The organism is Anaerosolibacter sp., assembly GCF_029240175.1.
Lineage (GTDB): Bacteria > Bacillota > Clostridia > Peptostreptococcales > Thermotaleaceae > Anaerosolibacter.
This window is the reverse complement of the sequence record NZ_JARBTM010000016.1, coordinates 127,000-140,338: the sequence shown is the minus strand read 5'-3', so window position 1 is coordinate 140,338 and position 13,339 is coordinate 127,000. Positions and strand designations below refer to the sequence as shown.

Genomic DNA, 13,339 nt, shown 5'->3' with positions numbered 1-13,339 from the left:
ATAGACCATGAATCTTCATGGTCTATTTATATTGGGCGATGACGTTTCGAATAGAAAGCATTCGATGATCTAGGTTAGAAACAACATCGGCACATTCTTTCAGTTGGTCAGTGATACCTTCTGGAACAGCTTTATTAAACTTGTAGAAGATTTTATGCTCCAAACTTGCCCAGAAATCCATGGCAATGGTACGGATTTGTATTTCCACCTTCACTGGTTCGGCTCGGTCAGAAAGAAAGATAGGAATCTCAACGATGAGATGGAGACTTTGATAGCCATTGGGCTTAGGATTTTTGATATAATCCTTTACCTCCACAATTTTCACATCACTCTGGTTCTTAATCAAGTCATAGATGGTATAGATATCCGATGTAAAAGAACAAATGATCCGAACTCCAGCAATATCATGAATATGTTCCTTTGCATCCTCAATGGTGACACCATGGCCCTTACGTTTTAATTTGCTGATGATGCTGTCCGTTGTTTTCACTCTGGATTTGATATGCTCAATAGGGTTATGGGCATGAATAAACTGAAATTCTTCATTCAAAATATTTAACTTGGTATCGATTTCTTTAAGGGCAAATTTATAAATAAGTATTAGATTTTTCCATTCAGCTACATCCCTAGGTATTTTCATGGCTTCCATGACAAAATCACTCCTGTTTTTGTAAATATGAGCGTATGTATTATATGAACTACTTTCATTATAACACATGTCGAAATTTGTTTTTTGTAGGCTATCTATATTTTAGCATACAATAAGAGGTCATAGATGTAAAGTTTTCCAACGATCTTAGATGGATAAGAGTGAAAGTCTTAGAAGTTTTACAGAAAAGGAAAATCGTTAGACAGCAGGAAACATTTAGCATGTATAGAAGTTAGTATGTATATCTTTGGTGAGGAGGGAACAGAAATGAAAACAATAAGAATTGCGATGGTAGGCTTTGGGAATGCAGGGAAAGCCTTGGCAAAAATCATTTTAGATAAGCAGGAAGCATTAGATAAAACCATGGGTTGGAAGCTGAAGACGGTAGCTATTACTACTGCAACCAGGGGAAATCTGGTGGACGAAAATGGTATCGATTTAAAAAAGACCCTTAAGGACTTGGAATGTCAAGGATGCTTCGATAAGACGTGGGAAGCTTATCGGGAATGGACTACCTTAGAAATCATTGAGAAAGTAGATTATGATGTACTCATCGAAATTTCGCCCTTAAATATCTTTACAGGACAACCGGCCATCGATCATATCCATACAGCCTTTGGCAGAAAAAAACATGTCATCACTGCCAATAAGGGCCCTATTGCATGGGCATATCACCAATTAAAAACCATGGCAGAAAAGCAGCAGGTCTACTTCTTTCACGAGACGACGGTCATGGATGGCACCCCTGTGTTCAATCTAGTGGATGAAACCCTGCCCATGTGCAAGGTTATGGGAATAAAAGGAATCCTGAACACCACCACCAATTTTGTTCTAGAGGAAATGGCGCATGAGAAAAGCTTTGAAGATGCTATGAATGAAGGGAAAAGAAGAGGTTTTGTGGAGGCAGACCCTTCTATGGATATAGAAGGATGGGATGCAGCTGCGAAAACTGCAGCACTACTGAATGTACTGATGGACGCAAATATCACACCAAGGGAAATACAAAGAAAAGGTATAGAGGATGTCACCTATGAGGATATACTGAAGGCCCAGCAGGCAGGAAAAGTGATCAAGCTGATCTGCCAGGGAATGGTGGATGACGGGAAAGTTATAGGTATGGTGAAACCCATGGAGATCTCCAATGATCATGTTTTTGCCAGCGTAACAGGAACCTCATCTATACTGTCTATTCAAACGGATTTAATGGGTGAACTGACCGTCATTGAACACGACCCTGAGATTGAACAAACAGGCTATGGATTATTCAGTGATTTGATGAGGCTGATTAGGAAATTTTGATCGATGTCTAATAGAATGTAGCAAAAGAAGTATTACGTGTATGTAGGACAATGCGGCATAAATGCCGCAGATCAAGATCGAGATTGAAACCCGTAGACCAGGGTCATCCTGCCCTTGTTCTGCTGATCTCTTGGGTCTTCGGGCGGGGAAACCCGCGCCCCTACCGTCTTTACTCGATCTCAATCTTGATCTCGATCTTCTGTCGTATCTTTTATTTGTTACGAAGAGATATAATGGGTAACTATACAAGCTAACGAGAATTAGCTCATAAGGTGATTATAATAATCGCCTTTTTATTTTTGTCTTTTGAATATGATTTAGACAAATGGAGTGTTTATTGACAAGGATTGGGGAAATATATATAATAGACTTATTGGTCTAGACTGAATGGTCTATAGAAAATGATCTTTTATTGTTACTACATTCCCATCAAGAACCTATTGGAATAGATAAGGAGTGATGAAAATGACAAAGTTTCATTTCCCTGTAGGATATCACAAGTTTCATCCAACAAAAATCATGGATTTTCAATTGAATCGGTGGTATTCCTTTGGCTATGCAAGGTTTGAAGATATGATAGAGGCAGGAAAGAAAATAAAATCCATAGAAGATTGGAAAGGCGAGATGGTTCGCCAGGCAGAGAAGGCCTTGGAAGAAGGGCGAACGATGAATGGAGCATTCTATTATCGGGCGGCAGAATTTTTTGTATCTCCATCAGACCCTGACAAGCAGTTACTGTACGAGAAGTTCATAGACCTTTTTTATCATCAAGTATTTTCAGAAGATAAGATAGAAAGGGTATTTGTCCCATATGAAAAAGGATATCTTCCTGCTATGAGAATTCCTTCCAACACCAAACAGACAAAAGATACGATTGTCATTCACGGGGGATTTGATTCCTTCATTGAAGAGTTTTATTCCATGGCCTGTTATTTTGCAGACCTAGGGTATGAAGTAATCCTATTTGAAGGACCAGGACAGGGTGGGGCCCTAAAAAAATACGGCCTGCCTTTGACCCATGAATGGGAAAAACCTGCCAAGGCTATTCTAGACTATTTTGATTTGAAGTCAGTCACGTGGATAGGTATTTCCATGGGAGGATGGCTGTGTTTCCGTGCAGCTGCCTTTGAACCTAGGATCAAGCGGGTCATTGCATCCAGTATTGCATTTGATTACATGCAGATTCCCCCAGAACCGGTAGCAAAGCTCGCAAAACTATTCTTCCGGTTTCCTAAAATGATGAATTACATGGCAAAAGTGAAAGCAAAGGCTAGTGACCAGAATAAATGGGGGATTTATAATTTGATGCATATTACCAAAAAAGATAACCCTTTTGATGCCAGTATGGCAATGATTCAGCTGAATGAGAAAAATCTGCATTCGGAGTTAGTAAACCAGGATGTATTGATTCTAACAGGTGCTGAAGACCATTTCATTCCATTAAAAATGCATTATAAACAGATAGAAGCCCTGAAAAGTGCAAAATCTATTACAGAACGGATATTTACAAGGGAAGAGCAAGGTCAAAATCACTGTCAGGTGGGGAACTTCGGTTTGGCACTGGATGTAATGACAAAATGGATTGAAGAGAAATTATAATTTAGATAAAATGAATGTAGAATTAGAGATAAAAGAATAGATAGCTATCAGAATTCGATGCAGTGGATGAAATGATTGACAGTAGAGGTGAAAAACAATGGATCAGGAAAAAGAGAAAAGCTTTGAGAGACGGCAGTACCTTATAGATGCAGCGATTAAGGAATTTAGCCAGAAAGGCTATGAAAGTGCTTCCCTTAACAACATACTAAAAGAAGCCCAGATTAGCAAAGGTACCTTTTACTATCATTTTAAGAACAAAGAAGAGTTATACTTTTATCTCATTGAGCTTTTGATCCAAGAGAAGAAGAGGTTTCTTGGTCAAGCTATGAAGCCAGAGGATTTTCAGCAGGATATCTTTACAATTCTTAAACTTCAAGCGAAGCTTGGGATTGAATTTGCAGGAAATAATCCAGAAATCAATGATTTTGCAGAAAGCTTTACCAAGGAAAAGGGCAGTGAAATTTATGTAAAAGCCCTAAAAAAATATAATTTCCATGAGAATGACCCTATGAAATTGTTGATTGATCGAGCATATACAAGAGGGGATCTGAGAACGGACTTACCCAAAGAATTTGTTCAGAGATTGATCGGGTATTTGTTCACCCATATGGCAGAGATCACCAATGCAGTAAAGGTACAGGAGTATGAGGGAGATTTAAATTATCTAATTGATTTTATGTGTGATGGATTGAGGGCAAAAGAGTAGAAAAGACATGAACGAGCCAGTCTGTTTTAGGATAGACTGGCTTTTCTATATCATTGGGCTATAATAGTATTATAAGAAAAATAAAAAATCGAGAACTTGATGGATGGGTCGGCATTAAAGGGGGACTAAAATACCGGGACATCAATTTCTCGATAGTGATAGTATTGACAGGTTTCAGAACCTTATACATGGATGGTAGAAAAATATTTTGAATTTTTCATGGCTTATAAAAACGAAGGAGAAGGTGAATACATAATGATACAAGTATATCCTAACATCTATCAAATAGAGATTCCCCTGCCTAATAATCCCTTAAGAGCAGTCAACAGCTATGTTGTTATCTCGGAAGACAGGAATCTAATCATCGATACAGGCTTCAATAGTGAGGCTTGTAGAGATGCGTTGATGGGAGGAATCCAAGAACTGAGCATAGATTTAAAGAAAACAGACTTATTGATTACTCACTTGCATTCAGACCATTCAGGTCTCGCTGCCGAATTAAACCATGAAGGGGTTAAGGTATATGCTGGTGCCATAGATGGCCACATGATCAATGAGATGACAAAGAAGGAATATTGGGAGACGTTTGAAGAATACAATGTCCTATTTGGCCTAGGGCAAGATGGTATCTCCTTTGAAGAACACCCAGGATATAAATACTGCCCCAAGAAACCCATCGATTTTAATGCACTGGGGGAAGGAGATATTCTAAACATAGGAAGGTATGTCTTTGAAGTAGTAGATATTCCAGGACATACGCCTGGACAGATAGGACTTTATGAGAAAAAACACAAGTTGTTTTTCGGTGGAGATCATATCCTAGATAGAATTACGCCCAATATAGCATTTTGGGGATTTGATCAGGATATTCTATCGATTTATTTTAACAGTCTAAAGAAAGTGCGTGCATACGATATTGACTATCTTTTTACAGCCCATCGCAATATCATAAGGGATCCAAAACGGCGCATCGATGAGCTTTTACAGCATCATAAGAAGCGCCTAGATGAGATCATGGGAATTATTAAGGGCGAGAGAAGGACGGTTCGAGATACGGCATCACGGATGCATTGGGATTTGAGATATGATACATGGGAAGACTTTCCCGGTCCTCAGAAATGGTTTGCCGCAGGGGAAGCCATGTCCCATTTAGAGCATCTAGCAGCCATCGGCTTAGCTGAAAAGACCCAGGAAAATGGGATATTATACTATTGCGTATACTAGCATAGGGGAGGAGGACCATGGAAATGATGTGTTCATTTGAGACCGAGCTTGTTGCCATAGAGCGGGTCGCCATTGGAGGAATACCTTGTCTGAAGATTCGACCCAAAGGGAGTCGTGACCAACTTCCAACGTTGATATTTTATCATGGCTGGAGCTCCAACAAAGAGTACCAAAAATTTAGAGGGGTTTCCCTTGCAACCTATGGATATCAAGTGATTCTGCCTGATGCCCTGCATCATGGAGAGAGAAATCCTATACAATATGATGATCCCAAAATGATGGAAGTGTACTTTTGGAAAGTTGTGCTTCAGAATGTAGAGGAATCCAGGACGCTGATCCAGGAAATCGTAGAAAATCATGATGGAGATCCTCGGCGGATAGGGGTCATGGGGAGCTCTATGGGGGGATTCAGTGCATCGGGTGTATTTGTTCATAATTCTCAGGTACAGTGCTTGGTAAATTTTAATGGTTCCTGTGCCTGGGCAAAGGCAGAGGAGATATTTCGGCAGAGCGGGAAAATACCGCCGGCAGATCCATCTCACCTAGAGATGCTTGCCCAATATGACCCTTCGCAGCAAAAGGAAGCCCTTAGGGGAAGGCCTATTTTGATGCTCCATGGCGATGCGGATTCATCGGTGCCCATCGACTGTCAGCGAGTTTTCTATCAAGAGGCATCCCCTTTATATAAGGAGGCACCTGAGAAATTAAGGCTCCAGGAAATCCCTAGATTGGATCATTATATCACCACAGGAATGTTGGAGGAAGCCATCATATGGCTTAAAAAATACCTGTAGCAATATCTTCCATAGGGCAGGGGCTGAAAAAGTTTGCATTGTTCACTGCAGTATGTTATAAGTAAGTAAATCAACCCATAGAAGGAAAGGGAGTACCATGAATCTTTTAAACGTAGAAAATATTTCGAAAAACTATAGTGAGAAACCACTATTGAATCATATCAATCTAGGCATTAATGAGGGAGATAGAATTGGCGTCATAGGTATCAATGGCACGGGAAAAAGTACACTGTTAAAGATCATCGCTGGAATGGAAGTGCCTGATGATGGCCGGGTGATGAAGGGAAGTTCTGTAGTGATAGAATATTTGTCCCAAAACCCTTATTTCGATCCCGAAGCCAATGTCCTTACCCAGGTATTTAAAGGGGAATCAGCGGTGATGAAGGTTCTTCGCGCCTATGAGGAAGCCATCCAGAATCCAGACACCCCCAATGAAATGATTATAAAGCTTAGCCATGATATGGATACCATGAATGGTTGGAGTATCGAAAACGAAGCCAAGACAGTGCTGACAAAGCTGGGCATTACGGACTTTCAGGGGAAGGTAGGAACCCTATCAGGAGGTCAGCGAAAGCGTATTGCTTTGGCAGCAGCATTAATCAACCCATCGGACTTACTGATTCTAGATGAACCTACGAACCATTTGGATAATGACACCATTGATTGGCTGGAGCAGTATCTGAATAAGAGAAAAGGGGCCCTTCTTATGATTACCCATGACCGATATTTTTTGGATCGGGTTGTCAATGAGATTATCGAGTTAGATCAGGGCAATTTGTTTGTATATAAAGGGAATTACAATAATTTCTTAGAGAAGAAGGTAGAACGTGAGGATATAGAGGCTGCCACAGAAAGGAAACGGCAGAACCTGTTACGAAATGAGCTGGCATGGATCAGACGGGGTGCCCGGGCTAGAAGTACAAAACAAAAAGCGAGAATCGAGCGTTTTGAAAAGCTAAAGGAGGCAGGCGTAGATTTCGACGAGGAGAAATTGGAGATATCTGTGGCCAGCAGCCGGTTAGGAAGAAAGGTTATAGAGTTAGAGCATATTTCTAAGGCCTTTGATGGCAAGGAAGTGATCTGCGATTTTAGTTATACGGTTTTAAGGAATGATCGAATAGGTATTATAGGTCCCAATGGAAGGGGCAAGTCCACCTTGATAAATCTACTGGCAGGGATACTTCAACCAGACCAAGGAAAGATTGAAGTGGGTGAAACGGTGAAGATCGGTATGTTCGCCCAAGAAACCTCCCATATGGATGATAGCCTGCGGGTCATTGAATATATTCGAGAAGGGGCAGAGTACGTCAAGACAGCGGATGGAGAAAGAATCAGTGCCTCCCAAATGCTTGAAAGGTTTTTGTTTCCCCCTGGATTACAGTGGACGCCCATTGGCAGGCTTTCCGGGGGTGAAAGAAGAAGATTACATCTCTTGAGAATCCTCATGGAAGCGCCTAATGTACTGCTGCTAGATGAACCTACCAACGATTTGGATATTGAAACCCTTACCATTCTGGAGGACTATCTGGAATATTTTTCAGGAGCGGTGATCGCTGTCTCCCATGACCGCTATTTCTTAGATAAAATGGCAGACAAGATTTTTGCTTTTAAAGGTCAAGGAATGATCCAGCAGTATACGGGTAACTATAGCGATTATAAAGAAAGCAGTGCCTATGAGGTAGAACATGAAGCATCAGAAAAGGATACAATGGCAAAGAAAGCGGATGCTGTAAGTAAAGTAGAGAGGGTAAAGGAGAAACCATTAAAGTTTTCCTTTAAAGAGCAGCGAGAGTACGAGGAGATTGACGATGTCATTGCCAATCTTGAGGAAAAAATTCAAGAAATAGAAGAAAAGCTTAACAATGCTGTTACGGAGTATACGCTTCTACAACAGTTATCTGCAGAAAAGGAAGACCTAGAAATGCAGTTGGAAGAGAAAATGGAAAGATGGATGTATCTCAATGAACTGGCTGAAAAAATTGAGAAGAAATAATGAGCCGCCCACTTTAGGGTGGTTGGTTTGGGTTATCCACAATGACAATACGCTTTGCCAATAGTAAATTATGTGTCATTTTATCATCGTAACTTTGATATAATTTGTAGGGTAATAGCAGAATAAAAGATAATATTTGGAGGGAATAGGCATGGAATGGATAGAGATTTTGAAGGCGATTATATTGGGAATTGTCCAGGGAATTACGGAATGGCTTCCGGTGAGCAGCACGGGCCATCTTATTTTGGTGGAAGAAATGATGAAGTTCAGGCTTTCTCCTACCTTTGTCAGTACATTTTTTGTTGTGATCCAATTTGGATCTATTTTGGCAGTAATCGTTCTATTCTTTAAGAAGCTAAACCCTTTTGATCCACGTAAAAAAGCATATGAGAGAAGAGAGACATTGAGTATTTGGTTTAAAATTATTGTAGCTACGGTGCCAGCTGGTGTTGTAGGTGTACTATTTGAGGATGCCATAGAGGAACTGTTGTATAATCCTATAACGGTAGCTTTAACTTTGATTATCTATGGTGTAGCATTTATCGTTATAGAAAATTTCAATAAGAGAGCTAGAATTAATTCATTTCAGCAGCTAAGCTATATGACTGCTATCGGTATAGGGCTGTTTCAGATATTGGCATTGGTTCCAGGGACATCTCGATCAGGTTCAACCATCATCGGCGCAGTGCTTCTAGGGACATCAAGATACATCGCAGCGGAGTTTTCATTTTTTCTAGCCATACCTATTATGCTGGGAGCCAGTGTTTTAAAGCTAATGAAAGCAGGACTAGGCTTCAGCAGCTCGGAATGGATTGCCCTAGGGACAGGTTCTTTGGTTGCCTTTGTGGTATCTATATTTGCCATCAAATTCTTGATGGATTATATTAAGAAGCATGATTTCAAGGTGTTCGGATACTATAGAATTGTACTAGGTATCATCGTGCTAGGATACTTTCAGTTCATTGCTGGATAAGTAAAAGCTATTTGAAAGATTTCTTCAAAAATGAGGGAATCTTTTTTTATACATTAATTGGGTATGGATACTATCGTGGGCGGATAAAATAAAAAAAGGATACAGAATTTTTAGAAAAAGAATCTTTACAAATGAAATTGGAGTATGCTAAACTTACATTATAAACTTGCATGCAAGAATTCAAGAGATCAAGAATGTAAGCCTTGCTATTTGCATTGAATAGATTTATTATTTTAGTTGGAGACTTTAATAAAAGAGGGGAATTCCAATTAGAATTAGATAAGTAGGTGGTAGCATGACAAATTTACATTTTAAAAGCATGAACAGCGAAGAAATTTATGCTGCATTGAAAGAAGATATCCTTAATCTTAGACTAGCTCCAGGGCAGTTCATTAGTGAAAATGAGATTTCTAAGAAATATAATGTGTCTAGAACTCCTGTAAAGACGGCATTCTTAAGACTTAGCAGCGAGAAGTTTATAGAAATCGTTCCTCAAAAGGGTACCTATGTCACGTTGTTGGATATGGAATTGATTAAGGAAATCATTTATATGCGAAATGTCCTTGAAACTACAGTCATAAAAGGAGTCATAGGAAATATACCTGATGAGATCCTTTGCAAGTTGGAAGAGAATCTTAAAAAGCAGGAAGCGATCGTGAGTAAGCCTGAAATAGACCCCAGTGAATTCTATGCTGTAGACAGCCAATTTCATGGAATTTTATTTGACTTTGCAGGCAAAACAAAACTCTGGGAGGTCATTCAGGAGTTTCAGGTGTATTATACAAGATTTAGAATGCTAGATATTGTTGCTGTAGGAAAATTTGATAGATTGTATGAAGAGCATTTCGAGTTGTTTGAAATTATCAAAAATGCGCGCGTTGATAAACTGGATGAGATAATGGATCGTCATCTGCATGGGAATATCAACAGGCTTGGAGATAAGATATACAATGAGCTGAAGGACTACTTCATTCAAAAATAGGGGAATAAAGGTTCCCCCGAATAATACTTTACTATTGGAGGTAATCATGAATATAAGGTATGGTGCCAATCAGTTAGATGTAAAAACATACGATACAGAGAGACTAAGAGAAGAGTTTCTGATCGAAAAGCTTTTCGAAGCAGATGATGTGCTGTCCACGTACTCTCATATCGATAGAATCATTACCATGGGAGCGATGCCTGTATCCCAAACATTAAACCTAGAGAAAAACATAGATTGTCAAAAAGATCTTGGGGTGGACTATTTCCTTGAACGACGGGAGCTAGGGATTATAAATATTGGCGGCCCTGGAACTGTTATCGTGGATGAAGTGGAGTATAGACTGGAAAGGCTAAATGGTCTATATGTAGGAAAGGAATGCCACGATATTTATCTTAAAAGCGAGAACCCTGAAGAACCAGCAAAGTTCTACATGTCTTCTACACCTGCCCATAAAAAATTCGATACGAAACTAATTACCCTTGATATCGCAAATAAGGTAGAAATGGGAAGCGTAGAAACATCCAATAAGCGTGTGATTTATCAATTTATTCACCCAGCAGTATTAGAGACCTGTCAATTATCTATGGGCTGCACCATATTGGATACAGGTTGCGTATGGAATTCCATGCCATGTCATACCCATGAGAGAAGAATGGAAGTCTATATGTATTTCAATTTACCTGAAGACAATGTGGTTTTCCACTTCATGGGTGAGCCACAGCAAACGCGGAACATTGTGATACAAAATGAGCAAGCGGTTATATCGCCCAGCTGGTCTATTCACTGTGGCTGTGGAACGAGCAATTATGCATTTATATGGTCTATGGCAGGTGAGAATAGAACCTTTACAGATATGGATCATGTGAAAGTTAGTGATATACGATAACAAAGTAAGGAGAATAGCGATGATTTTAGATAATTTTAAACTAGAAGGAAAGACAGCCATCGTAACAGGCTGTAGAACAGGCCTTGGACAAGGCATGGCATTAGCCCTGGCAGAAGCAGGGGCAGACATCGTTGGGGTTGGATCTACTGACTTAGAGGAGACAAAGGCTCTTGTAGAAAAGCTTGGAAGAAAGTTTGTGGAAGTACAGGCCAACTTGATGGAAATGAATGCGATTCCAAAGGTAATGGACGCGGTCATGAGCAACTTTGGAAAGGTTGATATCCTGGTGAATAATGCAGGGATCATCCGACGTGAGGATGCCATCAACTTCTCAGAAAAAGACTGGGATGATGTGATGGATATTAATGTAAAAACGGTGTTTTTCTTGAGTCAAGCAGTCGCAAAGAAATTTATTGAACAGAATACAGGGGGCAAGATCATTAACATTGCATCCATGCTTTCCTATCAAGGGGGTATAAGGGTACCTTCCTATACCGCTGCAAAATCGGGGGTTATGGGTATCACAAGACTTATGGCCAACGAGTGGGCAAAACATAATATTAACGTGAATGGTATAGCACCTGGCTATATGGCTACCGATAATACATCGGCCCTAAGGGCGGATGAATCAAGAAGTACAGAAATACTTGGTAGAATACCTGCAGGAAGATGGGGATTACCTGATGATCTGAAAGGTCCAGTCGTATTCTTGGCATCATCTGCTGCTGACTATATAAATGGCTACACAATCGCAGTGGATGGCGGATGGCTGGCAAGATAATAAATTGAAGAAAAGATGAATTTGGAAGTTGCTCTATAGTATAGTATAAATCCCACCCAGTGAAAGGGAAGTGTAATTTTTCATACGCTTCCCTTTCCCCTATAAATGAGAATACCCATAGAGAAAAAATCATAAAACAAATTGACAGAATATAAAACTTATGATAGCATTTAGTTGAAAATAAGAATATTGTTCCACAAAAGATCATTTAGGTGTGTTACTGTATAAAGCAGGCATAAACCTAAGTGCAGTTGAAAGAATAACTGCATTTGGGTGTATGCCTTTTTTACTATGTAAAAGGGGGCTAACGAATATGCTAAATGAAACACAGGATTATCAAATTATTAAAATATTAAACAACAATGTAATCCTAGCCCTTGAGAAAGAAAGTCATCAAGAGATGATCCTTGTAAGCAAAGGGATCGGATTTGGAAAGAAAGAAAATATGGTGATCCATCTAATCGACGAAAAAATAGAGAAGAAGTTTTTAGCCTTTGATGAAAAAATGAAAAAAGAATATTTTCAACTGATGAACCAAATCGATGGAAAGGTCATCGGGGTGAGCGAAGAGATTATTGCCAAGGCAGAGGAAACGTTGGGTAAGCTGAATCCCCATATTCACATTGTGTTGACAGATCATATCGGGTTTGCTCTGGAGCGAATGCAAATGGGTATGGAAATTAACAATCCGTTCCTCTATGAAATCAAGATGTTGTATGAAGAGGAATTTGCCATGGGTAAAATAGCGGCAGCGTTGATACATAAGAATCTAAATATTGATATTTGCGAGGGTGAGATTGGTTTCATTGCCCTTCATCTTCATTCCGCAAGGCAAAACAAAAAAATCTCTGAAACCATGAAGAATACAAGGCTTCTCAAAGAATTAATAGAAATCATACAAACAGAAATAACAATTCCTATAGGAGATCATGGTCTAACCTATATGCGCTTGATGAATCATCTGAAAGGAATGATTACAAGGCTGGATGAAGGAAAATTTATTGAGAATCCTTTCTTGAAGGATCTGAAAAAACAGTTTAAAGAATCATTTAAGGTTGCTCAGAAGTTAGGACGACATATCCAAGAGAGCAAGGGTGCCGCCCTTCCAGAAAGCGAACTGGGCTATATGGCCATTCATATTGAAAGAATAAAAGGGACAAAAATCAACTAAGACTCAGTTCAGATGGAGTTTGCACCCGCGGGCACAGGTAACTCCACCTGAACGCCGTCTCCCGCTTGTATAAGCAGGGATCATAAATCTTTGATTTATTGATCATCGCTTACACAGCGTGCAAGCGGGAGTCTTAGAGTTGTTAGCCATCGGATGAAATAACAAAGCGTGTTACTGTTCAATCAGGCATGAGCTTATGGATAGGTGAAACCTCAATAGAAGGTTTGCTGCCTATGTATAATCTCATGCCTTTGTTTTAGTAAAGCATACAAAAAGTAG

General features: G+C 39.7%; 12 protein-coding genes. 11 read left to right on the top strand and 1 reads right to left on the bottom strand.

The genetic code is table 11. The features are described from left to right. Positions 1 to 22: 22 nt before the first annotated feature. Entirely contained in the window at positions 23 to 649 is a 627-nt protein-coding gene (locus tag K0R93_RS12500) for a GTP pyrophosphokinase (RefSeq protein WP_300301787.1), read from the bottom strand. A 267-nt stretch (positions 650 to 916) separates the two neighbouring features. Here K0R93_RS12500 and K0R93_RS12495 point away from each other — a divergent pair, with 267 nt between their 5' ends. The 11 genes from K0R93_RS12495 (at position 917) to K0R93_RS12445 (ending at position 13,060) form a co-directional block, all read left to right on the top strand. Beyond that, positions 917 to 1,948 (top strand): hypothetical protein, encoded by a 1,032-nt coding sequence (locus K0R93_RS12495; RefSeq protein WP_300301785.1) that lies wholly within the window; start codon positions 917 to 919, stop codon positions 1,946 to 1,948. Positions 1,949 to 2,413: 465 nt separating this feature from the next. After that, the gene (locus K0R93_RS12490) at positions 2,414 to 3,547 is read left to right on the top strand and encodes an alpha/beta fold hydrolase (protein ID WP_300301783.1); all 1,134 of its coding nucleotides are present in this window, start codon (positions 2,414 to 2,416) and stop codon (positions 3,545 to 3,547) included. A gap of 97 nt (positions 3,548 to 3,644) precedes the next feature. Next, on the top strand, positions 3,645 to 4,253 hold the full coding sequence (locus K0R93_RS12485; protein WP_300301781.1) for a TetR/AcrR family transcriptional regulator: 609 nt from the start codon (positions 3,645 to 3,647) through the stop codon (positions 4,251 to 4,253). Positions 4,254 to 4,508: 255 nt separating this feature from the next. Then, positions 4,509 to 5,477: an MBL fold metallo-hydrolase gene (locus K0R93_RS12480; RefSeq protein ID WP_330685157.1), complete on the top strand. Its 969-nt coding sequence runs from the start codon at positions 4,509 to 4,511 to the stop codon at positions 5,475 to 5,477. Between the two features lie 23 nt (positions 5,478 to 5,500). Further along, complete coding sequence (locus K0R93_RS12475) at positions 5,501 to 6,271, top strand: dienelactone hydrolase family protein (RefSeq protein ID WP_300301779.1); 771 nt, start codon at positions 5,501 to 5,503, stop codon at positions 6,269 to 6,271. 97 nt (positions 6,272 to 6,368) lie between these two features. Continuing rightward, positions 6,369 to 8,264 (top strand): ABC-F family ATP-binding cassette domain-containing protein, encoded by a 1,896-nt coding sequence (locus tag K0R93_RS12470; RefSeq protein WP_300301777.1) that lies wholly within the window; start codon positions 6,369 to 6,371, stop codon positions 8,262 to 8,264. A gap of 151 nt (positions 8,265 to 8,415) precedes the next feature. Then, a complete protein-coding gene (locus K0R93_RS12465) occupies positions 8,416 to 9,237 on the top strand; it encodes an undecaprenyl-diphosphate phosphatase (protein WP_300301775.1) in 822 nt (273 codons plus the stop codon). Positions 9,238 to 9,532: 295 nt separating this feature from the next. Then, a complete protein-coding gene (locus tag K0R93_RS12460; protein ID WP_300301772.1) occupies positions 9,533 to 10,219 on the top strand; it encodes a GntR family transcriptional regulator in 687 nt (228 codons plus the stop codon). Between the two features lie 46 nt (positions 10,220 to 10,265). Next, complete coding sequence (gene kduI, locus K0R93_RS12455; RefSeq protein ID WP_300301770.1) at positions 10,266 to 11,108, top strand: 5-dehydro-4-deoxy-D-glucuronate isomerase; 843 nt, start codon at positions 10,266 to 10,268, stop codon at positions 11,106 to 11,108. 19 nt (positions 11,109 to 11,127) lie between these two features. Then, the gene (gene kduD / locus K0R93_RS12450; RefSeq protein WP_300301767.1) at positions 11,128 to 11,889 is read left to right on the top strand and encodes a 2-dehydro-3-deoxy-D-gluconate 5-dehydrogenase KduD; all 762 of its coding nucleotides are present in this window, start codon (positions 11,128 to 11,130) and stop codon (positions 11,887 to 11,889) included. A 313-nt stretch (positions 11,890 to 12,202) separates the two neighbouring features. Beyond that, positions 12,203 to 13,060 (top strand): PRD domain-containing protein, encoded by an 858-nt coding sequence (locus K0R93_RS12445; protein ID WP_300301764.1) that lies wholly within the window; start codon positions 12,203 to 12,205, stop codon positions 13,058 to 13,060. The last annotated feature ends 279 nt before the right edge of the window (positions 13,061 to 13,339 follow it).

Excerpts from the sequence above, each read along its gene's own strand:
- K0R93_RS12500 (WP_300301787.1), bottom strand. The coding sequence starts at position 649 with ATGGAAGCCATGAAAATACCTAGGGATGTAGCTGAATGGAAAAATCTA.
- K0R93_RS12495 (WP_300301785.1), top strand. The coding sequence starts at position 917 with ATGAAAACAATAAGAATTGCGATGGTAGGCTTTGGGAATGCAGGGAAA.
- K0R93_RS12490 (WP_300301783.1), top strand. The coding sequence starts at position 2,414 with ATGACAAAGTTTCATTTCCCTGTAGGATATCACAAGTTTCATCCAACA.
- K0R93_RS12485 (WP_300301781.1), top strand. The coding sequence starts at position 3,645 with ATGGATCAGGAAAAAGAGAAAAGCTTTGAGAGACGGCAGTACCTTATA.
- K0R93_RS12480 (WP_330685157.1), top strand. The coding sequence starts at position 4,509 with ATGATACAAGTATATCCTAACATCTATCAAATAGAGATTCCCCTGCCT.
- K0R93_RS12475 (WP_300301779.1), top strand. The coding sequence starts at position 5,501 with ATGATGTGTTCATTTGAGACCGAGCTTGTTGCCATAGAGCGGGTCGCC.
- K0R93_RS12470 (WP_300301777.1), top strand. The coding sequence starts at position 6,369 with ATGAATCTTTTAAACGTAGAAAATATTTCGAAAAACTATAGTGAGAAA.
- K0R93_RS12465 (WP_300301775.1), top strand. The coding sequence starts at position 8,416 with ATGGAATGGATAGAGATTTTGAAGGCGATTATATTGGGAATTGTCCAG.
- K0R93_RS12460 (WP_300301772.1), top strand. The coding sequence starts at position 9,533 with ATGACAAATTTACATTTTAAAAGCATGAACAGCGAAGAAATTTATGCT.
- kduI (WP_300301770.1), top strand. The coding sequence starts at position 10,266 with ATGAATATAAGGTATGGTGCCAATCAGTTAGATGTAAAAACATACGAT.
- kduD (WP_300301767.1), top strand. The coding sequence starts at position 11,128 with ATGATTTTAGATAATTTTAAACTAGAAGGAAAGACAGCCATCGTAACA.
- K0R93_RS12445 (WP_300301764.1), top strand. The coding sequence starts at position 12,203 with ATGCTAAATGAAACACAGGATTATCAAATTATTAAAATATTAAACAAC.